This window comes from Marinobacter sp. Arc7-DN-1 (genome assembly GCF_003441595.1).
Lineage (GTDB): Bacteria > Pseudomonadota > Gammaproteobacteria > Pseudomonadales > Oleiphilaceae > Marinobacter > Marinobacter metalliresistant.
Window position 1 is genome coordinate 479,349 of the sequence record NZ_CP031848.1, and the last position, 22,323, is coordinate 501,671.

Annotated in this window: 20 protein-coding genes and 2 pseudogenes; 8 read left to right on the forward strand and 14 right to left on the reverse strand. The window is 56.9% G+C overall.

Going from position 1 to position 22,323, the window contains the following annotated elements; genetic code table 11:
* Positions 1-28: 28 nt before the first annotated feature.
* Positions 29-445, reverse strand: coding sequence for a hypothetical protein (locus tag D0851_RS02265; protein WP_117617161.1), 417 nt, complete (start codon positions 443-445; stop codon positions 29-31).
* Between the two features lie 219 nt (positions 446-664).
* Here D0851_RS02265 and D0851_RS02270 point away from each other — a divergent pair, with 219 nt between their 5' ends.
* Together D0851_RS02270 and D0851_RS02275 are read left to right on the forward strand one after the other, a co-directional pair.
* Positions 665-994 (forward strand): hypothetical protein, encoded by a 330-nt coding sequence (locus D0851_RS02270; RefSeq protein ID WP_117617162.1) that lies wholly within the window; start codon positions 665-667, stop codon positions 992-994.
* Positions 995-1,006: 12 nt separating this feature from the next.
* Positions 1,007-1,483: a hypothetical protein gene (locus tag D0851_RS02275; RefSeq protein ID WP_227539415.1), complete on the forward strand. Its 477-nt coding sequence runs from the start codon at positions 1,007-1,009 to the stop codon at positions 1,481-1,483.
* 9 nt (positions 1,484-1,492) lie between these two features.
* On the opposite strand, the gene D0851_RS02280 is transcribed toward D0851_RS02275, so the two are convergent.
* The 6 genes and pseudogenes from D0851_RS02280 to D0851_RS02310 all read right to left on the reverse strand — a co-directional run bounded on the left by D0851_RS02280 (position 1,493) and on the right by D0851_RS02310 (position 10,012).
* On the reverse strand, positions 1,493-2,332 hold the full coding sequence (locus tag D0851_RS02280) for a putative RNA methyltransferase (protein WP_117617163.1): 840 nt from the start codon (positions 2,330-2,332) through the stop codon (positions 1,493-1,495).
* Between the two features lie 206 nt (positions 2,333-2,538).
* Positions 2,539-3,612 (reverse strand): hypothetical protein, encoded by a 1,074-nt coding sequence (locus D0851_RS02285; RefSeq protein ID WP_117617164.1) that lies wholly within the window; start codon positions 3,610-3,612, stop codon positions 2,539-2,541.
* A complete protein-coding gene (locus tag D0851_RS02290; protein WP_117617165.1) occupies positions 3,609-6,497 on the reverse strand; it encodes a hypothetical protein in 2,889 nt (962 codons plus the stop codon). Before D0851_RS02290 ends, D0851_RS02285 begins: the two co-directional genes overlap by 4 nt.
* A 436-nt stretch (positions 6,498-6,933) precedes the next feature.
* Positions 6,934-8,129 (reverse strand): annotated as a pseudogene (gene tssI, locus D0851_RS02295) (type VI secretion system tip protein TssI/VgrG); the annotation flags it as partial.
* Positions 8,130-8,320: 191 nt separating this feature from the next.
* The gene (locus D0851_RS02305) at positions 8,321-9,262 is read right to left on the reverse strand and encodes an electron transfer flavoprotein subunit alpha/FixB family protein (protein ID WP_117617166.1); all 942 of its coding nucleotides are present in this window, start codon (positions 9,260-9,262) and stop codon (positions 8,321-8,323) included.
* Positions 9,263-10,012, reverse strand: a complete 750-nt coding sequence (locus tag D0851_RS02310; protein ID WP_117617167.1) for an electron transfer flavoprotein subunit beta/FixA family protein — start codon at positions 10,010-10,012, stop codon at positions 9,263-9,265.
* 418 nt (positions 10,013-10,430) lie between these two features.
* Between D0851_RS02310 and D0851_RS02315 the strand changes: the two genes are divergently transcribed.
* Positions 10,431-12,083, forward strand: coding sequence for an electron transfer flavoprotein-ubiquinone oxidoreductase (locus D0851_RS02315; protein WP_117620247.1), 1,653 nt, complete (start codon positions 10,431-10,433; stop codon positions 12,081-12,083).
* A 125-nt stretch (positions 12,084-12,208) separates the two neighbouring features.
* Here the strand turns inward: D0851_RS02315 and D0851_RS02320 are convergent, their stop codons facing one another.
* The 6 genes from D0851_RS02320 to D0851_RS02345 form a co-directional block, all read right to left on the reverse strand.
* Positions 12,209-12,670: an FKBP-type peptidyl-prolyl cis-trans isomerase gene (locus tag D0851_RS02320; protein ID WP_117617168.1), complete on the reverse strand. Its 462-nt coding sequence runs from the start codon at positions 12,668-12,670 to the stop codon at positions 12,209-12,211.
* Between the two features lie 199 nt (positions 12,671-12,869).
* A complete protein-coding gene (locus tag D0851_RS02325; RefSeq protein ID WP_117617169.1) occupies positions 12,870-13,436 on the reverse strand; it encodes a DUF1285 domain-containing protein in 567 nt (188 codons plus the stop codon).
* A gap of 32 nt (positions 13,437-13,468) precedes the next feature.
* Positions 13,469-13,918, reverse strand: a complete 450-nt coding sequence (locus tag D0851_RS02330; protein ID WP_117617170.1) for a SixA phosphatase family protein — start codon at positions 13,916-13,918, stop codon at positions 13,469-13,471.
* Between the two features lie 24 nt (positions 13,919-13,942).
* On the reverse strand, positions 13,943-15,010 hold the full coding sequence (locus tag D0851_RS02335) for an NAD(P)H-dependent glycerol-3-phosphate dehydrogenase (protein ID WP_117617171.1): 1,068 nt from the start codon (positions 15,008-15,010) through the stop codon (positions 13,943-13,945).
* 64 nt (positions 15,011-15,074) lie between these two features.
* Positions 15,075-15,566: an STAS domain-containing protein gene (locus D0851_RS02340; protein ID WP_117617172.1), complete on the reverse strand. Its 492-nt coding sequence runs from the start codon at positions 15,564-15,566 to the stop codon at positions 15,075-15,077.
* Between the two features lie 14 nt (positions 15,567-15,580).
* Positions 15,581-16,789 carry a PP2C family protein-serine/threonine phosphatase gene (locus tag D0851_RS02345; RefSeq protein ID WP_117617173.1) on the reverse strand — a complete coding sequence of 403 codons (1,209 nt, stop codon included), beginning with the start codon at positions 16,787-16,789 and terminating at the stop codon, positions 15,581-15,583.
* Between the two features lie 114 nt (positions 16,790-16,903).
* Here D0851_RS02345 and D0851_RS02350 point away from each other — a divergent pair, with 114 nt between their 5' ends.
* Positions 16,904-18,388, forward strand: coding sequence for an HD domain-containing protein (locus D0851_RS02350; protein WP_117617174.1), 1,485 nt, complete (start codon positions 16,904-16,906; stop codon positions 18,386-18,388).
* Here D0851_RS02350 and D0851_RS20425 read toward each other — a convergent pair.
* Positions 18,378-18,608, reverse strand: a complete 231-nt coding sequence (locus D0851_RS20425) for a hypothetical protein (protein WP_227539417.1) — start codon at positions 18,606-18,608, stop codon at positions 18,378-18,380. The two genes, D0851_RS02350 and D0851_RS20425, sit on opposite strands and share 11 nt — an antisense overlap.
* Before the next feature lie 234 nt (positions 18,609-18,842).
* On the opposite strand from D0851_RS20425, the gene D0851_RS02360 reads away from it, so the two are divergent.
* The 4 genes and pseudogenes from D0851_RS02360 (at position 18,843) to D0851_RS02375 (ending at position 22,322) form a co-directional block, all read left to right on the forward strand.
* Positions 18,843-19,799 carry an acyl-CoA desaturase gene (locus D0851_RS02360; protein WP_117617175.1) on the forward strand — a complete coding sequence of 319 codons (957 nt, stop codon included), beginning with the start codon at positions 18,843-18,845 and terminating at the stop codon, positions 19,797-19,799.
* Positions 19,796-20,161: pseudogene (locus D0851_RS02365) on the forward strand (nuclear transport factor 2 family protein); the annotation flags it as partial. The gene D0851_RS02360 and the pseudogene D0851_RS02365, both read left to right, overlap by 4 nt.
* A 98-nt stretch (positions 20,162-20,259) precedes the next feature.
* The gene (locus D0851_RS02370; protein ID WP_117617177.1) at positions 20,260-21,060 is read left to right on the forward strand and encodes an SDR family NAD(P)-dependent oxidoreductase; all 801 of its coding nucleotides are present in this window, start codon (positions 20,260-20,262) and stop codon (positions 21,058-21,060) included.
* On the forward strand, positions 21,057-22,322 hold the full coding sequence (locus D0851_RS02375) for an NAD(P)/FAD-dependent oxidoreductase (RefSeq protein ID WP_117617178.1): 1,266 nt from the start codon (positions 21,057-21,059) through the stop codon (positions 22,320-22,322). Before D0851_RS02370 ends, D0851_RS02375 begins: the two co-directional genes overlap by 4 nt.
* Position 22,323 lies beyond the last annotated feature (1 nt).

Consider the following 22,323-nt stretch of genomic DNA (forward strand, 5'->3'; position numbering starts at 1 on the left):
TCCTTAGTCGAGACTGTTGATTGAATATTCATCGGAGGCCCGATGGCGCTTTTGCAGCCATCAGGCGCATGAACACGGCAACACCCAGGCCCCAGAAGCCGTTGAGAAGAAGCCCGCCCACCCAGGTCTGGGCGGACACATCAAGCCCTTTGAGGGGGAAAACCACCAGCATGGCGACTGCCGTGGGACCAATTGCCCCTACAATGACATGACCCAGCCAGAACCTCACCCCGGCCAGACGGCCAAGAATGAGCCATAACACCATACCCCATAGGCCGCCAAAGAACGCCAGCGATACAACGGCCGGAACACCCAGCGGTGGCACCGGGGACAGGTTGAAAGGTGCCTTGGGCACTACGTTACCAAGCCAGAACAGCGTGAGCAGGCCCTGATGGAACACCAGGGTCGCGAGAAAACCACTTACAAACGCTTTGAACCAAACCATGAGCAATCCTCCGTTAGCATGAATAGTCGACCTTAACTCATTGATTTAGCCTAGTTCACTGCACAACCCTAACCGATATTAGCAGGTTTGAGCGCCGTTCTATTTTCCCCGCCCCACCGGTAAATCCGTCGTCACGGCCAATCGTTTGTCACACTCTATCAGGCACACTGCCCAGGCACACTGCCAGGCAGTGAACAGAACGATTCCCGGAGGTCCGAATTGATCACCTTTCTTACGGTACTGAGCATTCTGCTTGCCCTGTTCAGCGGCTTTGTCTGCTGGCAGGTTCTGGAACAGCGTAAAGTGATCGCCCGAATGATGGAGAATGACAATATCGTGGAGTCAGCGCAGGAACCGGAGCTGGTTATTACGCTGCGGGTGCTGGATCCGATTGCCCTGGCCAAGCGGGAATCCCGCTCAGCCCGCGTGCTTGCGGACAAACTTCCGGTAATGGTTCGTAAAATGGTTTACCAGGAAGTGATGAAAGAGCTTGAAGAAGAGCTGACAGAGCGTGAAATTGATGTGGATATGCAGATCGAGTACCGATAGGAGCGCATTGTTGTGATCACTATAGTTATCGTGTCAGCTCTCCTTCTCCTGGCCTTCGCTGGGCTGTGCTACACGTATTGGCAACTGCTGCTTTGCCGGCGGCAGGCCCGGATCCTCAACTCCCATCGCCTGGCGGCAAACAGCGCCATCCAGAAGAGCAGAATGGACCTTCTTGAGGTTCGGAATCGCGCCAGACTCCTCGAGGATACCGTTTCAAACGGTGCCAGCGCGGTCGAAAAACTGCATAAGGCTATCTCTAATACAACATTTGGCCTGATCGATCTGTTTTCACGGGATGAAGACTTCCGGCAGACCGCGCGCAAGGCGCGGGAAACCCACGATGAGACCAGCCAACAGATTTATCGAACCGTGCGCACCACCAACAAGGCGCTGCACATTCTCGCGGACACCCTGATTATCGGGAAAGCCGAAAAACGTCTTGCCTCCCGCAAGTGTGGAACGACACCGGGTTCAGAAGATAGTCAGTGATTTCAGTCGTTACAACTTCTCGAAACGTTTCAGTATGACATCCACCGTCACATCCAGTGATTCAAGTGCCGCTGCCTTTTCAAGGCCTTCTGAGCTGGCCCGGTAAAGATGCGGGGTCATGGCCAGAAGGTCGGCAATGCTGTCCCGTTCTGGAAGGGTCAGCGGGAAACGTACCACGGTTGAATCCAGCTGCTGGAAACCCTCCGGGGCAAGGGTCTCATTGTCTCCGGGCGGTTTCAGTTCGGGATAAATGATTTCGCGCAGTTCCCGGAGGTGGTCCGCACCGGCATCCACCTGTATCAATTGCCCTCCGGACCTCAGTACCCTGAAAAATTCGCTGTAAACCGGAAACCCGAACAGGCAAAGCACCAGATCCACTGATTCCGGCAATACCGGCAGGTTTGCGTTGCTGCCGACCACCCATCGGGTCTGCTTATCCTGTTTTGCCGCTGCCAGGACCGCCCATTTCGAGATATCGACGCCAATCATGGCAAGGCTTCTGTCGCCAGCGACGCCTGCCAGGTGGCGCAGGTAATAGCCTTCTCCGGAACCGGCATCCAGCACCGAGCCAGTCCCCTCACTCGGAAGCGACTGCAGCGCGAGTTCGCTCACGGCGTCGGCGATTTGTTTGTAGAAGCCGGCATTCAGGAACCGTTGTCTGGCCGCGACCATTTCCTTACTGTCACCCGGGTCCAGGGTGCGTTTCTTCTGAACCGGTAACAGATGCACATAGCCCTGCTTCGCAACATCAAAGCTGTGCCCATTCTCGCACCGCCAGGTCTTTTCGCTGGGGATGAGCGGGCAACCGTCCAGTGGGCAGGCTAATGCATCAAACGGCATAGTGATCATGGTTCGTGTATCCAGTTCAACAGTCGGGGCCGGGTATCATGGCAGGTATTTTGGTCTTACCCAAAGAGAAAGGTACCCTCGGCCCACTGCCATCCCAAGCACTGAAATCTGGGTTTTTCAATCTTTAACTTACAGCAGTCGGACCAGCAAGAGAAAAAACTGATCAAAGGCAATTAGTTGACCTGGCACGTTGATACGACGGATAGTCAAACAGGGTAAGCGTCTTGCGGGCGCAATTCCCGGTACGCCTGCGTGGAGACCTTTCCCAAGCGTGGTGTCAGCCGGCAGGTACGTTTATCCCAGGGGTATTCCGCCTGACGCTTCAGCCATTCAGCGCCTTCGCCCTGTTTCCAGGCTTCCAGATCCAGGTCACGCCAGAACCGGGGATTACGCCCGGCTTGCTGGTCGTGCTCGGCTGTTACCGGATCCAGATGACGGAAGGGCTCCAGCCTTGGCACATCCGGCAGCGGCTGGGATACGTCCATGTACCGCTGAAGCATGTCCCACAGGGCCATGACCTCTTCTTTGCTTGGCTCAATCCGGCTCAGGGAGGTCTGGCTGAACTGCTTACCGGTGTAGCGATGAACAAACATCAGGCGGTAGAAGATGCCGCCATGCTGGACCACACGTTCCACGTAGGCGTCGAACTCTTCAAACGGAGCCGTCAGCTTCTTTCCACCCGGAAGGGCAAAACTCAGCTTGCCCGTCTCTCGGTTGAAGGCGCTTTCGCCTGAATCCAGGCCGCGGTCCAGGAGTTTGCCCAGTAATTTGTCGAATGGTCTCAATAGCAGGGCGAAACCGCCCATGACCCAAGGCATGGTTTTAATGAGGATATAAAATGAAACTGGCATCCAAACGAAAACTGCAAATAGAATCACTAGAACTCGAAGAAAATATGCCGTATCGGTTGTAGTAACTAGCAAATAGTACACTGCGGCAACGCCACCACCGCCAACTAAGGCGGTGCCCCATACAGATGGAATAAGCAGCAGCAAAACCGAAAGGCCAATAAATGCCTTACCATTGAGAAAACGAATTTGACGCTGATCCCACCACCACTCCCCAGATGTAAAGCCATCCGGGTCGCCCTGTTCCTGATGATGGACCGCAGCTACATCTTCACACACCAGGTAATAGGGCTCGATACCGGCGTAATCACCAAATGGCTGAAGGTCCTCACCAAGTCGTTCGCGTTTCTTTGGAGGCTCCGGCAATTCCGGAATCTGATCCGCTCGGAAACTGGTTTTCCCTTGGCTACTTGTGTGGCCATTCTCACTCACACGGCGACCTCTTTCACAATCCAGTAGGGTACTGGCTCATTGTCGAATGGGTTCAAAGCCTGGGGCCGTTTATCGGGCAACACACTGTGACGACTGATATCAAACGCCTCGTAATCATCAAGTACCGGCATAGGAACCCTAAATGGCGCTATTTCGCTCTCAATGCGCGCCTGCAAGACAACCCTCAGGCTGATGGTTCGCCTTTCACCATGACCAAACGCATGGGTTTCGCCACCGGCCAGGTTCCGTTCTATCAGAAAATGCACGGCGTGGTCTTCCGGTACGGGAACCCAAGTCGTCACCTTTCTTAAGGGCGTGTTTCGAGTCAAGTAATATTCATCGACTTGTCCGGCGGGGGTATCCATTACGCCGTGCGTATATTCCAGTTCCTGAACGCCCAGCCTCAAATCCGGCTTCCTGTCTTTGGCTTTACCTTCCGCTGGCTGGCCAAGTTTGAAGCGGCTGACCAAGGGAGAACGCACCGTCACCCTGTAGTCGTCCGGGGACGGGTTGTGGCACGCAAGCATCGCCTGTTCCTTACCGCTCAAGTCACCATACCGTTTGGCGGATACCGTTACCGGGGAAAGCTGGCTGAGCAACTGCGGATAATAGACAGCATCGTCAGCAGGCATTCCCTCGTGGGCCGGACCCAGGCCAAGGGGGCCCTGTTTCAGCACGCGCTCTATCTCACTGTCGGTAGCTATGGCTGCGAACACACTACCACCCAATACAACACCCAACCCAAGCAGTGCCCAGCCCCAACCGGGTACCGCCAGCAATCCGGTCAGTAGTGGCGACGCCAGGAAGACGCTGCCGCCGGCAACAGCCAAACCATGCCCAAGAGCAGCATCCATATCACCACGGCTGAGACTATTTCGATAGTCCCAGGCGCTGATACCTACCATAAAACCCCCGGTCATATAATTGACCAGCCCCATAGCCCGAACAATTGTGCCGGCCCCAACCTTTAAAAGTCGCTTCTGGATAAGGGGGCCAATCATTGGCACGGATTTAATCTCAAAAAGGGGCCTGAGTATGACCTTTGAGACCAGCTTGCTATCCGCCGGAGCGCTTACGACATGAAGCTTCATCAATGCTGTGGAGAGGTCTAAGACAGCCCCAATGAATTTAACAGCTGCAATTCCATATTCTTCAGGCTTTAACTGTCTCCAGGACCAAATCTCTGAAGCGAGATTATACGCCGCCAACCCAACCAACACCCGGGATAACCCCGGCCCATCAGCAAACGCTTTGGCCTTTTTCGCCCAGTCAATTTTCACGGCACTGAATGTCCGGGCTTCCGGGTGATCAACGGGCAGAACAAACACCCAGGTATGAGCCGCGGCCTTGACCAAGGTTTCGCTCCCTTCATCGATCAACCGGCTCGGGCTGGTGGACGCTATCCGTTTACCCGCTGCGTCTGTTCTGTCTGCAAACAGGTAATCATTGCGGCTTGTCAGGGCTTCGCTCTGGCGGTCTGCATCGGTTAGCCCGAAGGAGAGGCCCTTGCCGTGGACCCCCACGATGCTGTAGCGAGTAAGATCAACCTCCCCCCGATGCATTACCCGCAATTCCCCTCCAAGGTTGGGATCCGCGATATCGGCCGATTCTTTGACGGACGTGAACACGCGGTCCAGCTTGATGGCAGCCAGGTCGCCACTCTGGCGTAAACCTTCAACAGCCTTGAGTACAGCAGCGCTCCAGCCTCCCAAGGCTGTTTGAACCATTCCCGCTGCGGTGCCTGCTGCACCGCTGGGGACTGCGGACGAGCCATTGCCCGGATTGGAGTCACCTTCTTCCTGCTTTAGTTGCTGGGCCAACGCGCTGATGGACGAGAGGCCCGCTCCGGTCAGGCTGTCCTCCGTCAGCGTATTTTGATCGCCCGCGAGTTCCTTTAATCGCGCCAGCATGGGAGGAAGCTCACGGTCCGACTTTGCCCCCTCAGCGAGGGCGTCGATGAGCGGGTTCTTACCCAGGCCCTGTTTGAGCAGTCGTGACAAAATGCCCGGAGATTCCAGGCCGTGGGCATTCAGCACGCCGGGGAGTTGTTGTGTCAGGTTCAACAGATCGGCCTGGAGCGCAAACGCTTCGCAGGGCCCCAGCCCGTTGTGGTTGAGGTAATCATTACAGGCGGTGTCGAAGTCGCCGCTGTTGGCCAGTGTTTCCAGCGTCCCCAGATGGACAGAGATTTCCTCGAGCACCTTCTGGCGCTCGGAATGATCGAGAACCTTGTGGAGTTTATTCCGGTCCACTGCGGCTCGCAGGGTCTCAACTTGTTCACTTGGGGCTGACGCTTGTGGATCGAACAGCGCCTGGCGTATCAACGTGGCGGAATGAATCAACGGTCGGTTTTTCAGGGATAGGTCGATGGCATCGAGGTAATACAGGGCCAGGTGCAACTGCGCCAGGGCATGGCGCAGGCGGAACAGCGGGTCGGGAATGGCGACGCACACGATGGCACTGTGCGCCCTGGCTTCGGCCAGGGTATCGTCTGACGGGTCTGCCTTCAGGGTCAGGTCGGAAAGTTCAAAGCGATTCTGCAGAAAAACCGGCACCAGGAAGTCGGTCACGGGTTTGCCCACCGGTGAACGGCGGTCGGCTTTTTGCTGGCGGGCGGGTGTCAGGTCGACCTCGCTGAGGGTGCCCTCGGAACTGACTTCGAATTCCCGCCAGAGTGTCTGCCCCCGGAATACATAGAGGTAACCGGGGCGCAGTGTGGAAACAGCCCGCCCACCAAACACGGTCACGCCGCTGACCTTGATGGGGCGCTTGCGGTGAATTTCGGCCACCGGGCACACGCTCAGCAGGGTATTGCCGAGTTCGCCTTCTGGCTTTTCTTCCAGTGGTGTCCAGTCCTCCAGCACCGGCACGTTGAAGGTGTTCACCCTCCCGGGTTGGGATAGCCATCACCATCCCTGCTGGCTCACCGGTGTCGTTTTCGGCCCTCAGGCGGATTGTTTTTTCCAGTTTTTCAGGTTTGAGAGTGAAAGATTCGCTCATACCGTCTTGCTCTTCCCTGAGGTTGATGTACTTTTCAGCAGGTCCTGCTCACTGTCCCGGCCTCTGACGTCCGCAAGCCGGTCCTGCCCATCCTCCTCGCTGGCCGGGGCCACTTGAGTCGGGTTGCTCTCGGCTTGCCTGGCCCGGCCAGTGAGGGCCGTTGTTGCAGGCGCGGATTCCGGGTCGGCGTTGGCTCGGGTGCTGGTTTGCGCTAACGATCCCTGTGTAACCTTGGTGCCTGCCACCGGCCTTGAGGGTGACTTCCGCGCCCGCTTCGATCACGATTTTCATGCCGGCCTTGTGGTGGATTTCGCTGCCGGCTTCATGGCCGATTCTCGGAAGTGCGATGAACCCGTACTGTCCACCGGCCCAACCCTGGCTGACTCTGAGCCAGGCACTGCTGTGTTCATCATTTTCTGAATAGCGATCCCAGGGGAATCGGACTTTCACCCGGCCGTACTGGTCGCAATGGATTTCTTCGCCTTCCGGGCCGGTTACGATGGCGATCTGGGGGCCGTCCATCAAGGGGCGGTGTGTGACCTGTGGCCGCCAAGTGCGATCCGCGGGGATGGCGTTGAAGGCGTTGTGGTAGGTGGTAGAGCCACTGCCCCCACGGTAAAGTCGGGGCGGTTGCTCTGGCCATTGGCAGTGGCGGCGTCGTTCCTGAGGGCATCCAGGCGGCTCTCGGTGAAGGGCTGGCCGCTGGCGTCCTGTTTGAACCGGCCGGGGTAGTCGTAGTGCTGGTAGTCGTCCCGCTGGGCCGCCAGCCTGCCGGCCTGCTGTTCGTGAATCAGGGCGTAGGCGGGGTTCCTGAAGGTGTAGTCCTTCATGGCCACGGAGGCGGCCCTGATCCGTTCCCGGTAGCTGAACTGGAAGACGGCGCTCTGGCGGGTGCTGCCACCGGCCTTGCTGTTGTACGCCACCGGGTCGAGCCTGGGGGCGTCGCCGTGGTGGTCGGCGATGATCAGGGCGGGAGGCTCGTTTCCTTCTACCTCACCGTGACTATAGCGATAGTGCCAGCCTTCCTCGGCGGCCAGTCGTTCGACAAAGTCCAGGTCGCTTTCCCGGTGCTGGACACAGTACTCCCGTTCCTCGGGGGTGCGCTTGAGGTCAAAGACGGTATCAATGATGCCTCGCTCTTCGAGCAGGGTGTGCACGATGGCATCGGTGCTTTGGGTCTGGAAGATGCGGCTGTTGTGCATCAAGCCCAGGCGCCACAGCGGGGGTTGGACGATGACTTCGTAGCGGGTGCGGCGATGGCCGGAGTCGCTCCGGGCGAATTCGTTGACCACGCCGGTAAAGCGCCGAAGCGGTACACCGTCCTGCCAGACCACCAGTTCCACGGGCTGTTCCAAGACTTCCTCGGCTGAAATGTCCGGGGAGGTACTGGCCAGTTCCAGTTTGCAGTGGCAAAGCCTGGATAGGTGTTCGGTCAGTTCAAAACGGGCGACCACGAACAGGTCTTTGGGGAGTTGGCCAAGGGTGGCCGTGAACTGCAGTCCGGTTGCCTGAGGCATGATTCCATCCTTGATAAACTAAATCCATTTAGTTTCGCAAAGCCAGAAGCCCCGCTTCCTGCGGGTGCCCTGTCGGCTTTATACGGGAGGACAGTAGCAAAACAGAGGTTCTGAGTCCATGGTTCTTTAACAGGATTGCTCGATAATAGAAAAGGCACCCGAAGGTGCCTTTTCTCAAGCTGAACAGAAAGTTAAAGAACTTTCTTCAGCTCTTCTTCAAGTTGCGGAACCGCTTCGAACAGATCCGCTACCAGGCCATAATCGGCTACCTGGAAGATCGGCGCTTCTTCATCCTTGTTGATCGCAACGATCACCTTGGAATCGGACATACCGGCCAGGTGCTGGATGGCACCGGAAATACCAACGGCAACGTACAGCTGCGGGGCGACGATCTTACCGGTCTGGCCAACCTGCATGTCGTTCGGTACGAAACCGGCGTCGACAGCGGCACGGGATGCACCAACGGCGGCGCCCAGCAGATCAGCAACCTGCTCCAGCATCCTGAAGTTGTCGCCGTTCTGCATGCCGCGGCCACCGGAGATAACGATACCGGCACTGGCCAGGTCCGGACGGTCAGATTTGGCTTTCTCTTCGTTTACGAAGGAAGACAGACCAGCGTCCTTGACCACCTCCAGCTGCTCAACGGCGGCGGAGCCACCTTCGGCTGCAACCGGATCGAACGCGGTCGGACGAACAGTGATGACTTTGATGCTGTCGCTGGACTTCACTGTCGCGATCGCATTACCCGCGTAGATCGGACGAACGAAGGTGTCATCAGACTCAACACGCATGATGTCGGATACCTGGGCGACGTCCAGCAGCGCTGCAACGCGCGGCATGAAGTCTTTGCCAGTGGTACCGGCAGCAGCCAGGATGTGGCTGTAGCCCTTGCCCACTTCGGCAACCAGCTCGCCCAGGTTCTCGCCCAGGAAGTGACCATAAGCAGCGTTATCGGCAACCAGTACCTTGTTAACGCCTTCGGCCTTGGCTGCTGCTTCGGCAACGGCGCCACAGTTTTCACCGGCAACCAGTACGTCGATGTCTCCGCCGATGGCCTTGGCAGCCGCTACAACATTCAGGGTAGCCTGCTTCAGGCTGCTGTTGTCATGTTCAGCAATTACAAGGATGCTCATTCAGATCACCTTCGCTTCGTTCTTCAGTTTATCGACCAGCTCGGCAACGTCGGCCACTTTTACACCCGCCTGACGGGAGGCAGGCGCTTCAACCTTCAGAGTGGAAAGACGCGGTGTAATATCGACACCCAGATCGGCCGGGCTCATGGCGTCCAGCGGCTTCTTCTTAGCTTTCATGATGTTCGGCAGGGAAGCGTAACGCGGCTCGTTCAGACGCAGGTCCGTGGTGACAACCGCCGGCAGGTTCAGGGAAAGGGTCATCAGACCACCGTCTACCTCACGGGTTACGTTAACCTTGTCGCCTTCAACAACCACTTCGGATGCAAAGGTGCCCTGCCCCATTCCGGTCAGCGCGGCCAGCATCTGGCCAGTCTGGTTGTTATCGGAATCAATGGACTGCTTGCCGAGAATGACCAGCTTTGGCTCTTCCTTCTCAACAACAGCCTTCAGCAGCTTGGCCGCTTCGAGAGACTGAACCTCCTCGTCCGTTTCGACGTGGATACCACGGTCCGCACCCAGCGCCAGCGCAGTACGGATCTGCTCCTGGCAGGCTTTCGGGCCAATGGAAACCACCACGATTTCACTGGCAACACCCTTCTCTTTCAGGCGAACCGCTTCTTCTACCGCGATCTCGCAGAACGGGTTCATTGCCATCTTGACGTTGGCGAGATCAACACCGGTATTGTCCGGCTTGACGCGCACCTTTACGTTGTAGTCGATTACTCGTTTTACAGCGACCAGAACCTTCATAGATTCCTCGTTCTTCTACGATGGGTTTATGACTTGCAGTCCTCACGTGAAGCCTGCCGAAATTCGATGCGCACTAATAATGGAGGCAACGCTCAGCAGAATCAATAGCCTCAGACGACGCGTCAGGACAGATGTTTCAGCCAGTTTCCCGGTATTGACCGGGAATGGCGATGAGACGATACTAGATTTCGACTCAAAACACACGATGTTTCAGTGTGCTCATACAATGCCAAAGGACAGACCAAATTTCAAACAAACGTTTGTTTGATTCATCAAATACGGTATCCTTTGCTATAAACAAGTCGTTGAATTCGGCTTCTGGCAGTCGTCTATAGGCAGTTTTACCGGTATGATGACGACCCAGAAAAATTCGCCTGCGGGCACATAATATCCATTAAAGATGTTTGAGGAGACCAACGTGGAACGCGAATCGATGGAATTTGATGTTCTGATCGTCGGCGGTGGCCCGGCGGGCCTGTCGGCAGCTTGTCGTGTCATGCAACTGGCACAGGAAGCTGGCGAGGAACTCACCGTATGCGTGGTAGAGAAAGGTTCTGAGATCGGCGCCCACATTCTGGCCGGTACCGTATTCGAGCCCACCGCCCTCAACGAACTCTTCCCGGACTGGAAAGAGAAAGGTGCCCCGCTCAACACGCCGGTTACCCGTGACGACATTTTCCTGCTGAAGAACCAGGAAAACGCCACCAGGATCCCTAATGCGTTTGTGCCCAAAAACATGCACAACCATGGCAACTATATTATCAGCCTGGGCAACCTGTGCCGCTGGCTCGCCGAGCAGGCCGAAGGCCTGGGCGTTGAAGTTTATCCGGGCTTCGCGGCCGCCGAGACCATCATCGAAGACGGCCAGGTAAAAGGCATCATCACCGGTGACATGGGCGTTGCCCGTGACGGTTCCGAGAAAGACGGCTACATGCCGGGCATGGAACTGCGCGCCAAGTACACCCTGTTTACTGAAGGCTGCCGTGGGCACCTGGGCAAACGCCTGATCAACGATTTCAAGCTTGATGAAGGCAAGGATCCGCAGCATTACGGGATCGGCATCAAGGAGCTGTGGGACATTGATCCTGCCAAACACGAGCCGGGCCTGGTTGTACATACCACGGGCTGGCCGCTGAACGAAACCGGTTCCACTGGTGGCTCTTTCCTGTACCACCTGGAAAACGGCCAGGTTTACGTGGGGCTGATCACCGATCTTTCCTACAGCAACCCGCACCTGAGCCCGTTTGAAGAATTCCAGCGCCTGAAGCTGCACCCGGAAGTGAAAAAATACCTGGAAGGCGGCAAGCGTGTCGCCTACGGCGCCCGAGCTATTACCAAAGGCGGTTTCAACTCCCTGCCGAAGATGAGCTTCCCTGGCGGCCTGCTGCTCGGTTGTGATGCTGGCACCCTGAACTTTTCCAAGATCAAGGGCTCCCATACCGCCATGAAGTCCGGTCTGCTTGGCGCAGACGCGGTGTTTGAAGCGCTGAAAGAAGGCAGGAATGGCGAGGAAATCACCAGCTTCCAGAAGCGGTATGAAGACAGCTGGCTTTACAAGGAGCTGTACGCAGAGCGTAACTTCGGCCCGGCCATGCACAAGTTCGGCAACGTGATTGGCGGCGCGATCGCCTTCTTCGAGCAGAACATCCTGCATCGCAGCCTTCCGTTCACTTTCCACGACACCACGCCGGATTACGCCACCATGAAGCCGGCCTCTGAGTGCAAGAAAGTGAGCTATCCGAAGCCGGATAACACCCTGACCTTCGACCGTCTGTCGTCGGTATTCATTTCCAACACCAACCATGAGGAAGATCAGCCGGTTCACCTGAAGCTGACCGATCCGGAGCTTCCGATCCGGGACAACCTGCCAAAATACGACGAGCCCGCGCAGCGCTATTGTCCGGCAGGCGTGTACGAAGTGGTCGAAAAAGACGACGGCAGCGGCAAGCGCTTTCAGATCAACGCCCAGAACTGCGTTCACTGCAAGACCTGTGACATCAAGGACCCGGCCCAGAATATTACCTGGGTGACGCCGGAGGGGGGCGGTGGCCCGAACTATCCGAACATGTGAACCTGGGGTCAGATGAAGGTTTTCATCTGACCCCGTTTTCTCGATCTGCCGGATAGCCGGTGAACTCGGGGTCAGATGAACTTTTCATCTGACCCCTTTTTCGTTCGCTAGCGCTTAAGAAAAGCTTAGTGGGCGTGACCGTGCTCTTGCTCTTCGTCAGTCGCTTCGCGGGCCTCTACCACTTCCACATCGAAGTGCAGAGTCTGTCCGGCGAGCGGATGGTTGGCATCGATGGTAACGGTCTCGTCGCCAACTTCAACTACACGAACAACCTGGGGGCCGCCCGGAGTCTGTGCCTGGAACTGCATGCCCGGCTCGATCGTATCGACACCTTCAAATGCAGAACGCGGAACAGGCTGAACCAGCTCTTCGTTAACTTCGCCGTAGCCTTCAGTAGGTTCTACAGAAACCTTCACCTGATCGCCTGGGTTCTTTTCGTTCAGTGCACTTTCCAGTCCACCGATAATGTTCTGTGCACCTTCCAGATAAGACAGGGGCTCGCGACCTTCTACACGGGAGGAATCAAGCTGCTCTCCCTGATCGTTAGTGAGCGTGTAATGGATGGTGACAACACGAGGTTGGGCCATGTGATCTCCTTGCGTGTCGCAATGACTGTTTAATTGATTTAGGCAATCGAAAGTGATCGTGAACAGCCAGACTGCACAGAGGGACTAACGACCACCGGGCCTCGTTAGAGAGCCAGGCTCGTAACAAGTACGAAAACACAGTTTAACAAGTGACAGAGTGCGTTTTCTACCGTCATTTCTGGGGGCATGGTACGGGTTTTCAACCAACCTGCCCGATTTTGTAGAAAATTCCGTGACTAAACACGCCCAGAACCGGGTGGCCGTCTTCGTTTCGCTCGACCACATGTTCCGCCAGGTCGTAGTAGGCGGCGGTCACCAACCGGGCCTCCACACCGTGCCGCACCGCCACAACCGGTCTTGGCTCCTCTGAGCGGGGATAGGTGCCAACCTCCAGCGGATGCTGCTGCCCGACTTCCAGGGTTTCGCCGACGTTGGTGATCAGAGAAATCACCTGGCAGTCACCCTCACCGGTGACCTGCAGGGAATGTGCGAGCAGCGGCGTGTCCTCCACCTGAATCCGCCATTTTTCCACCGGCGTGACCAGGTAATATTCGCCATCTTCTTCCCTGCGCAGGATGGTTGAGAACAGCCGCACGATGGCCTCACGAGCCAGTGGCTCACCCTTGAAGATCCACTGACCATCCCGGCTGACTCGCAGATCCATGTCGCCCGACAGCTCGGGGTGCCACTGATCAAGGGGCGGATTTCCGGGATTTTTCACGGTTTCCTCTACCTGCTTTGCAAGACTTTCCGGATTCGTGTGCATAACGGTGGCTCCCGGTTCAGTGATTCGGAGTATCAGGGCAGAAACTGTGCTTTCAAGTCTGCGCAGCCGGGCCCCACTACAGGCATGTCGAGCATAACCGCCTGGGAGGTCATGAAGGGTATGCCCCGGCGATGGGCATCCACCAGCAGTGTAGCGAGGCTGCCAACCAGCGGCATGTGGGAAACAATCATCAGTGGTGATTGATCCTGCTCGATCAACGCATCAAGGCATTCCCCGGGATCGTCGTCCGGGGTAATGAACATTTTCTCTTCCACCGGGCAATTGAGGATTTCGGAGACAATCGCGGCGGTTTGCCGGGCCCTTACCAAGGGGCTGCTCCAGATCAGTTTCGGGCGCCAGGGGGATTCGGCGATCCGTGCTGCCACCTCCGCAGCGCCCAGACGGCCCGATTCGGTCAGCTCCCGCTCCTGATCCAGTGTGTGCCAGCCGGCTTCACCGTGGCGCATGATGAGCAATTGCAAAGGCAACCTCCGCTAAGTGGCCGGCTACTGGGTTATGGTGCGGGGTAGTATGAATTCCACGTCGGAATTCTGGACCGACATCATCAGGCTGTTGATGACTGCCTTGATGGATGCAGAGCGATACAGAATCTCATAAAGGCCGCGCACCAGTGGCATATAAATGCCGATTGCCTCAGCCTTTTCTTTCACCAGCTTCAGGGTATAGATACCCTCAGCCACCTGCCCCAGTTCCGCCACGGCGTCATCCAGCTTCTGGCCCTGCCCCACGGCGTAGCCGACCCGGTAGTTCCGGCTTTTGGAGGACGTGCAGGTCACGATCAGGTCACCGACGCCGGCCAGCCCCATGAAGGTCATAGGGTTGGCACCAAGGCTTACGGCGAACCGGCTCATTTCAGCAAGGCCTCGGGTGATCAGCATGGCCTTGGCATTCTCACCCATCTCCAGAGCGGAAGCGAGGCCCGCGACAATGGCATAGATGTTCTTGAGGGCGCCGGCAAGTTCCACGCCGTAAATGTCCACGTTGGCATAGACGCGGAAATACTCGCAGCCCAACAGATCCTGAACGGCCCGGCGTACGTCCGGGTCCTTGGCGGCAATGACGGTGGCGGTGAGGTCGCGGTTCACGATTTCAGCTGCCAGGTTCGGCCCGCTGAGTACGCCGATACGGCAGCGCGGAATCTCTTCCTGGAGAATCTCGCTCATCAGTTTGAAGCCGTGTTCCTCAATGCCCTTGGTCAGGCTGACGACGATCTGGTCATCGCGGAATTTGTCGCAGTTTTCCCGGATAACGGGCCGAAAAGCCTTGCTGGGAATGGCAACCAGCACGATTTCTGCCTTGCTGACGGCGTCGGCAAGGTCGGTGGTTGGCCGAATATCGCCAGTCAGTTCGATTCCCGGCATATACCGGCTGTTGATGCGGCTGCTGCGGATTTCCCTGGCCTGGGCCTCACCACGCATCCAGAAATGAACGCGATGGCCGTTCTCCCCAAGCACTTTGGCCATGGCGGTGCCAAAACTGCCGCCGCCGAGAACCGCTACGTCATGCACCGGCCCTGTTGCCCCATTTTTTTGAGGCGTCGTTTTTTCAGACATAGTTCTTCCGTTTTTTCAGATCAGGTGTGAAACCGGTGTCGCCAGGCGCAGCAGGCGGGTGGCGTTAACCGGGCTCTTCACATTCCAGAGCGCGCACCAGATTCCTGAACTCTTCCCTGTTGCGATTGTTCAGGCCCATCAGCACCTTGTGGGCATCGAGAACCTTATCCCGAACCTGCTGTTCGCTGGCCCTGAGAACAGGAATTTCTTCAAGTTCTTCAATACGGGACGCGGGTTCACGGACAATGATAAAGATCTTGTCGAACCCCATGGATGTGATAATGCGGGTAATGTCAGGATTGGTGGAAATCAGCGTGGGCAGGAAATGACTTTGCTTCTGAGCCGCCATGGCGATCTTGGCCAGCAGACCGAGTGTGGTGCTGTCGATGATCTCCGTTTCGGTGAGATCAATCACCACGGTCTTGAACTGGGGATCCTGAGTGATGGACTCAACCAGATTGTCCAGCGTCGAACACAGGTTCAGCCGGATTTCCCCGATAAACTTCAGGACGTAAATGCCCTGTTTTTCAGCTTGCAGGATCTTGTAACCAGCCATGTTTCACGCTGCCACTATTTCGACGAGGTGTTGTCTGACCCATCCATAGTATCAGTAACCGACACAATAGCGATATCGTCCGGCAACTCTGTGATCTCCTCGAGATTCAGAGCTTCGCTAAGAGCTGCGATAGTGTGACGGCCTCCTGACACGAGTTCAAGTAGTGTCCGTTCCTTTTCATCAAGACTTTTTTCCCGGATAACTTCCAGAATTCCATCCGAAAACAGGGTCAGGTGGAACGGTTTGTCCAATGGCACCTCGTATACTTCCCATTTCGGCGTCTCGAAAAGCCCCACCGGCAGCCCACTTCCCTCCAGGAAAGCGGTTTCACCACCTTCAAAGGAAAGGATAGGCATCGGGAAATGCGCACCTACTGCATACTGTAATCTACGTTCGCTGACAGAAATGATGCCAACAAAGACGGTGACGTGTTTACCGAGACCGGTATCCAGCAATTCCGAGTTAATCCGTTCAAGGAAGCGCTCAGGGAACAGAATGTCGTCACTCGATCCACGGCGGAGGTTGCGTTGCAACCGGTTCGTAAGGTTCTTCAGCAACACGGTAACGAACGCGGAACTGGCTCCGTGGCCGGATACATCGGCAATGTAGACCAGAACCTTGTCGTCGGAAATCCGGAAGTAATCCAGAAAATCACCGCTCAGGTACAGTGACGGTTTGATCAGGTGGTCTATATGCAAGCCACTCATGACCTGCTCACGTTCCGGCAGCATCCGCAACTGAACCTTGCGGCCGGCGCGCTGGTCGGCCCGCAGCTCGGCGATACCGTCACGCAGATCCCGGTTGGCCTCTTCCAGTTCGTGGCGGTAAAGCTGGTTCAGGCGATTGACCCGAACCCGGTCAAACAGTTTGCCGATAACATCGTCCAGCGCTCCCTTGTCGTCGTTGCAGGGCTTCAGAACAAAATCTGCGGCCCCGGCCCGCAGCGCACTGACGACATCAGCGCTGGAGTCACTGGTCGAACAGGCAACGATGGGTGTGAAGGTTTCGGCTTCTTCAAGCCGGTTGGCCAGGTCCCGGATAGCCTCCGGGGACAGGTCTGCAAAGATGACGTCGGGGATGTTATCGTTGAACAGTGCCTTGGCGGCAGCGAGGCCCGGATAGCCGGTAACATAAAAGCCCCTCGCTTCCAGGTAACGGGCAAGATCCGTACGAGCCTTTTCATCGGCGTCAATAATCAGTATGCGCTCGGTGCGCGAAGCCATGGCGACTGCCCTAAACTACCAGCGATAAACGATAAATTGGCTTGAATAAGCCTATTCTGGCACGCCCCTGTGATATAACAAGGCCAGTTTTATGAAATTGGGAGATTCCTGCCAATGAGACGTGCCGTTAATGATCTTCTCGGAGCCTATGACAAGCTGATCATGGATCCGGTTCACGGTGGTATTCCACTTTACCGGCACGAGATCCAGGTTATTGACCATCCGCTGTTCCAGCGGCTGCGGAACATCTGCCAGAACGACATCCTGAGCCTGGTATTCCCCGGCGCCACCCACTCCCGCTTCCTGCACAGTATTGGCGTAATGCATGTGGGAACCCGTATGTTCCGCTCGATGATCGACGCCTACCTTCGGGAGCGCCAGCTGAGCGAGCAGACCGACCTGAGCCTGAGCCAGCTGGACGCCATTGACTACCTGGCGAAAACCATTCGGCTTGGCTGCCTGCTCCACGACAGCGGCCATTCCAGCTTTTCCCACCAGTTCACGCAGGCGCGACAGATCCGGGAGTTGATGTCCCGGCCCGGGCGATTCCGGGATCTCTGGCGGGGAGTGGATTATTCAGCCTACCACCCGGAAGAGCCCGATGAGCTGGAACACGAACATTATTCAGTGCGTGTCGCCCACGACGTTCTTTCTGCGACAGACCTGGAAAGTGCCGGTCTTCATGCCCGGGATGTGATCGGGATTATGGAGACCACGGACGTGAGGCCCAGCGAGACCTTTTGCCGGCACGCCAGAACCTTCTGGGCGTTTATTGCCGGTGAAGACGCCGCGGCAGGCACACCCCTGAGCGATAACATTCCCGGCCTGGTAATGGACCTGTTGTCATCAATCGTTTCCGGCGAGATTGATGCTGACCGGGCCGATTACATGCTGCGGGACGGCTTCCATTCTTCAGTGACTATCGGCGGCTTCAACCTGGATCACCTGTTAAGCAACCTGCGTTTTGGCTGGGATGTGTCTGAACCCTGGCTTGGGTTGGCGATCACCCAGAAAGGGCTGGGGGCGCTTGAGGATTTTGTTTACAGCCGCCACCAGATGTATCGCAAGGTCTACGCCCACAAGACGGCCCTGGGCTTTGACTGGCTCTTACGAGAGGCCATAAACGAGGTATTGGATGATCCGGAGAATTTTCAGTGGGTGGATACCTGTTTAAGCGACATGACCTACTTTGCGGAGCTCACCGACAACTTCTTCTGGGAGGCGTTCCGGAAAGTAGCCCGCAAACACCCGAAAAGTTTCTCCTTCTGCATTGTGAACCGGGTAAAACTGAACCATCTTGATACCCGGGAGGACCTTTCGGCCAGGGGCATTGAGCGGCACAGCGCCTGGCTGGCCGGGGAACTTGCCCTCAACCCTGCCCAGGTGGTGACCTGTTCAATGCGGGCGCGGTTCTCCAACATCCAGGACAATTTCAATGGCATCAAGGTTCTGGTTCGGGAACCCATTCGCCGTACTCGGTCGCTGAAGAAGATCACCGATGTCAGCGCCTTCTTCAGCAAGTTCAGTGACGGCACCATCACCCACTTTTACACCCGCCCGGACGTAACCACCGGCAGCCAGGATTCTTTTACTGAGTAGTGGGCACCGCGTTCATTTCGACGACCAGTCCACAGGCGCTGTCAAACGCGCCCTCAACGCGGCCGCCACTGAGCCAGTCGCCTGCCAGGCCAATATAGTGGTCCGCAAACCAGGGGTGACCCGGCTGCTCTCCGCCCCGGTTATCGGAGACCGACCACGCCTGGTCCTTCCGGGCCAACCTGCCGACCCGAGGGTCTGGAAACCAAACCGCCTTTGCCATGGGCCAAAGCATTCGTTGTCGGCGAATTTTCGAAGATCGCCGCTGTCAGCCCGGCCAGCCCTGAACCAACAATCGCGGTACGGCGAATAACAGGCGAATCAAAGGTTTGATTAAACATGGTTTATGGTGCATCCAATTCCTGTAGTGAGATCGTACAACCCCTCATGAAACAGAATCAGCCACCGGGCTGATCGTGCGATCAAGGTTCCATTTAAGAGAAAGGGCAATCAGGGTATGACCCGAGTGCAGCATTGGCTTACAAACATTCTGAGATGGTTCGATTCCGAGGCAGGTTCGGATCACATCGACACCACGTCCAGATCGTTCAACTTCTTACGTGTTGTTCCGTTCATAGCGCTTCATATGGCCTGCTTGCTGGCCTTTTATGCCGGGGCTAGCGCCTTCGCCATCGGATTTGCGATTGCCTTCTTCCTGGTGCGCATGTTTGCGATTACCGGGTTCTACCACCGTTATTTCGCCCACAAGACCTTTAAAACCAGCCGCCCTGCCCAGTTCGTATTCGCCGTTCTTGGCACCAGTGCCGCCCAGCGCGGGCCGCTCTGGTGGGCCGCTCACCATCGCCATCACCACCAGCATTCCGATGAAGCGCAGGATCTTCACTCCCCCCATCATGGTGGCTTCTGGTGGTCGCACATGGGCTGGTTTACCTGTGACGCAGGATTCGCGACCGATGAACGGCGAATCCGGGACTGGCTGAAGTTTCCTGAGCTCAAGTTGATCAATCGGTTTGACTCCCTGGTGCCCGCCCTGGCCGCTGCCGGTATCTACGTCCTCGGTGAGGCCCTGGCCGCCTGGGCGCCTGGCCTGGGAACCAATGGTCTGCAGCTGTTGGTATGGGGATTCTTTATTTCCACCGTAGCGTTATTCCACGCCACGGTCTCGATCAACTCACTGTCCCATGTCTGGGGCAAGCGCCGGTTCGAGACACCGGACGACAGCCGGAACAACTTCTGGCTGGCTCTGCTCACCCTGGGTGAGGGCTGGCACAACAACCATCACCGTTGGCCCCAGTCTGTGCGCCAGGGATTCCGGTGGTATGAAATCGACATCACATGGTATGGCCTCTGGCTGATGTCAAAGCTGGGCATAATCTGGGAGCTCAACCCGATACCCCAGCATATTCAGGAAGAGACAACCGAGCTGGATAAGATGAGGATGAGAAGGCAATGACAACCGCCTCAAAGATCGAAGTAGGTACGCGTAACTCGGCGGTGCCGGCAACGCTCGACAACTTCCGGGCGCTGTTCAACGAACTCGACAAGGGCGACCTGAACAAACTCGCCCGTGTTTACAGTGAAGAGATTCGGTTTCAGGACCCACTGGGCACGGTTCAAGGGCTCGATGAGCTCACCCGTTATTTCGCCGGGGCCTACGCCAACGTCATCTCCTGTCGCTTCGAGTTTGGTGAAGCCGTTGTCCAGGGTGAGTTTGCAGCGGTTCCGTGGGTGATGTACCTGCGCCACAAGCGCATTCGCAAAGGCCGGGAAGTGCTGGTTCAGGGCATGAGCCACCTGGAAATCCGGGACAACATGGTGTGCTACCACCGCGATTACTTTGACGTAGGAGAAATGCTCTACGAAAACCTGCCGGTGGTTGGCGGGGTTATTCGCTGGATCAAGGACCAGGCAGGATGAGTGACCGACTTCAGGAAACCTCAAATATCTGGATTACTGGCGCCAGCTCCGGCATTGGCGAATCCGTAACCCGGGCCCTGGCCCGCGGTGGGCATCGTTTGGTCATCACCGGCAGACGAAAGGGCGCGCTCGAAGAGCTTGCCTCCGCCGCCCCTGAACGGATCATTACGGCTGCGGCAGACACTACCGGCAAAGAAGATCTCCAGTCGGTGGCCGGCTCTCTTGAGATGCACGGCGACCTGAACATGGTGATCCTCAACGCCGGCACCTGTGAATACCTGGAAATCGGCAATTACAGCAGTGATGTGATCGAGAAGAACATTCACACCAACGTGATTGGCACCGCCCGCTGCCTGGACATCGCCCTGCCCGCTCTGCGCCGCAGCCGGGCAAAGGGAAAGCCGGCCACTCTGGTGATCGTCAGTTCCTCTGCCTGGTGGTTTCCCTTTGGCCGGGCCGAGGGCTATGGCGCGTCCAAGGCAGCCCTTACCTACTTTGCCCGCTCCCTGAGAGCAGACCTGGACGCAGAAGGTATCGATGTGGTGGTGGTTTCGCCAGGCTTCGTGAAAACACCGCTGACCGACCGCAACAATTTCCCGATGCCGTTTCTGGTTTCTGCAGAAGACGCTGCCGAACGAATCGTCAGCGGCCTGGCCCGTGGCCACAATGAAATCGCCTTCCCCAAGCGTTTTACCTGGATGCTGAGAGCACTCAGCGCCCTTCCCCGGCCTCTGGTTGACCGCATGGCGGCCTCCATGGCCCGTAAAAGCAACACCGCACAGGAAAACAATAGATGAGTAGTGAACGTCAGCGAGTTGCTGTCATCGGTGCCGGCGTTTCCGGCCTCACGGCTGCCTGGCTTCTGGCCGAGAAGCACGAGGTTCAGATTTTCGAGGCGGCCGGTTACGCCGGCGGCCACACCAACACGGAACAGATTGAGGCCGGTGGCCGTGCCTGGCCAGTCAATACCGGTTTCATTGTGTTCAATGACTGGACCTACCCGAATTTCATCCGCCTGATGGACCGGCTGGGCATCGCCTCGGAAGTCAGCGATATGAGTTTCAGCGTTGACTGCGGCACGAGCGGCCTGCAGTACAACGGTACCAGCCTGAACACTCTGTTTGCCCAGCGCCGTAACCTGATCAACTTGCCGTTCCTGAAGATGGTGCGGGAGATTCTCCGGTTCAACAAGGAATCCCGGGCAGATCTCCAGTCCGGGAGCATCAGCAATGAGGAAACTCTGGGCGAATACCTGAACAGGAATGGTTACTCACGGTATTTCAGGAATTACTACATTGTGCCCATGGGCGCTGCCATCTGGTCCGCCCCGGAGATTGTGCTGGAGCAGTTCCCGATTCGCTTTTTCCTGCAGTTTTTCAATAACCACGGCATGTTGTCAGTAGACGACCGCCCGACCTGGCGAGTGATTTCCGGGGGCTCAGCCCAGTATGTGACAAAAATGATGGAACGCCTCGGCGACTCAACCCACCTGAACAGCCCGGTAGACAAGGTGGTCCGGGATGAAACCGGCGTGACCGTCTGCGTCGGAGGACAGGAGCACCGCTTCGATCAGGTTATTTTTGGCTGCCATAGCGACCAGGCCCTTGCCATGCTTGTGGACCCGACTGACAAGGAGCTGGATATCCTCGGCGCCATGGGATACCAGAAAAACGATGTTGTGCTTCACACCGACAGCAATGTGTTGCCGGACAACCGGCGCGCCTGGGCGGCCTGGAACTATTTTATTCCTGCCCACAGCACGGAGCCCGTGTCGGTCACCTACAACATGAACGTTCTGCAGAATTTCCACGATGCGCCGGAAACCTTCTGCGTAACCCTGAACCGAAGCCACGATATAGCCCCGGACAAGGTAATCAAGCGCTTCGAGTACGCCCATCCTGTGTTCACACTGGATGCGGTGGCCGCCCAGGAGCGATATGACGAGATCGGTAACCGGAACCGCACTCACTTCTGCGGGGCCTACTGGTTTAACGGCTTCCACGAGGACGGGGTTCGCAGCGCACTCCGGGTAACCCGGGCATTCGGGGTGGAGTTTTGAC

Bases quoted from the DNA above. Each gene is read 5' to 3' on its own strand.
- D0851_RS02265 (WP_117617161.1), bottom strand. From the start codon at position 445: ATGGTTTGGTTCAAAGCGTTTGTAAGTGGTTTTCTCGCGACCCTGGTG.
- D0851_RS02280 (WP_117617163.1), bottom strand. From the start codon at position 2,332: ATGATCACTATGCCGTTTGATGCATTAGCCTGCCCACTGGACGGTTGC.
- D0851_RS02305 (WP_117617166.1), bottom strand. From the start codon at position 9,262: ATGAGCATCCTTGTAATTGCTGAACATGACAACAGCAGCCTGAAGCAG.
- D0851_RS02310 (WP_117617167.1), bottom strand. From the start codon at position 10,012: ATGAAGGTTCTGGTCGCTGTAAAACGAGTAATCGACTACAACGTAAAG.
- D0851_RS02320 (WP_117617168.1), bottom strand. From the start codon at position 12,670: ATGGCCCAACCTCGTGTTGTCACCATCCATTACACGCTCACTAACGAT.
- D0851_RS02325 (WP_117617169.1), bottom strand. From the start codon at position 13,436: ATGCACACGAATCCGGAAAGTCTTGCAAAGCAGGTAGAGGAAACCGTG.
- D0851_RS02335 (WP_117617171.1), bottom strand. From the start codon at position 15,010: ATGTCTGAAAAAACGACGCCTCAAAAAAATGGGGCAACAGGGCCGGTG.
- D0851_RS02340 (WP_117617172.1), bottom strand. From the start codon at position 15,566: ATGGCTGGTTACAAGATCCTGCAAGCTGAAAAACAGGGCATTTACGTC.
- D0851_RS02345 (WP_117617173.1), bottom strand. From the start codon at position 16,789: ATGGCTTCGCGCACCGAGCGCATACTGATTATTGACGCCGATGAAAAG.
- D0851_RS02350 (WP_117617174.1), top strand. From the start codon at position 16,904: ATGAGACGTGCCGTTAATGATCTTCTCGGAGCCTATGACAAGCTGATC.
- D0851_RS20425 (WP_227539417.1), bottom strand. From the start codon at position 18,608: ATGGCAAAGGCGGTTTGGTTTCCAGACCCTCGGGTCGGCAGGTTGGCC.
- D0851_RS02360 (WP_117617175.1), top strand. From the start codon at position 18,843: ATGACCCGAGTGCAGCATTGGCTTACAAACATTCTGAGATGGTTCGAT.
- D0851_RS02370 (WP_117617177.1), top strand. From the start codon at position 20,260: ATGAGTGACCGACTTCAGGAAACCTCAAATATCTGGATTACTGGCGCC.
- D0851_RS02375 (WP_117617178.1), top strand. From the start codon at position 21,057: ATGAGTAGTGAACGTCAGCGAGTTGCTGTCATCGGTGCCGGCGTTTCC.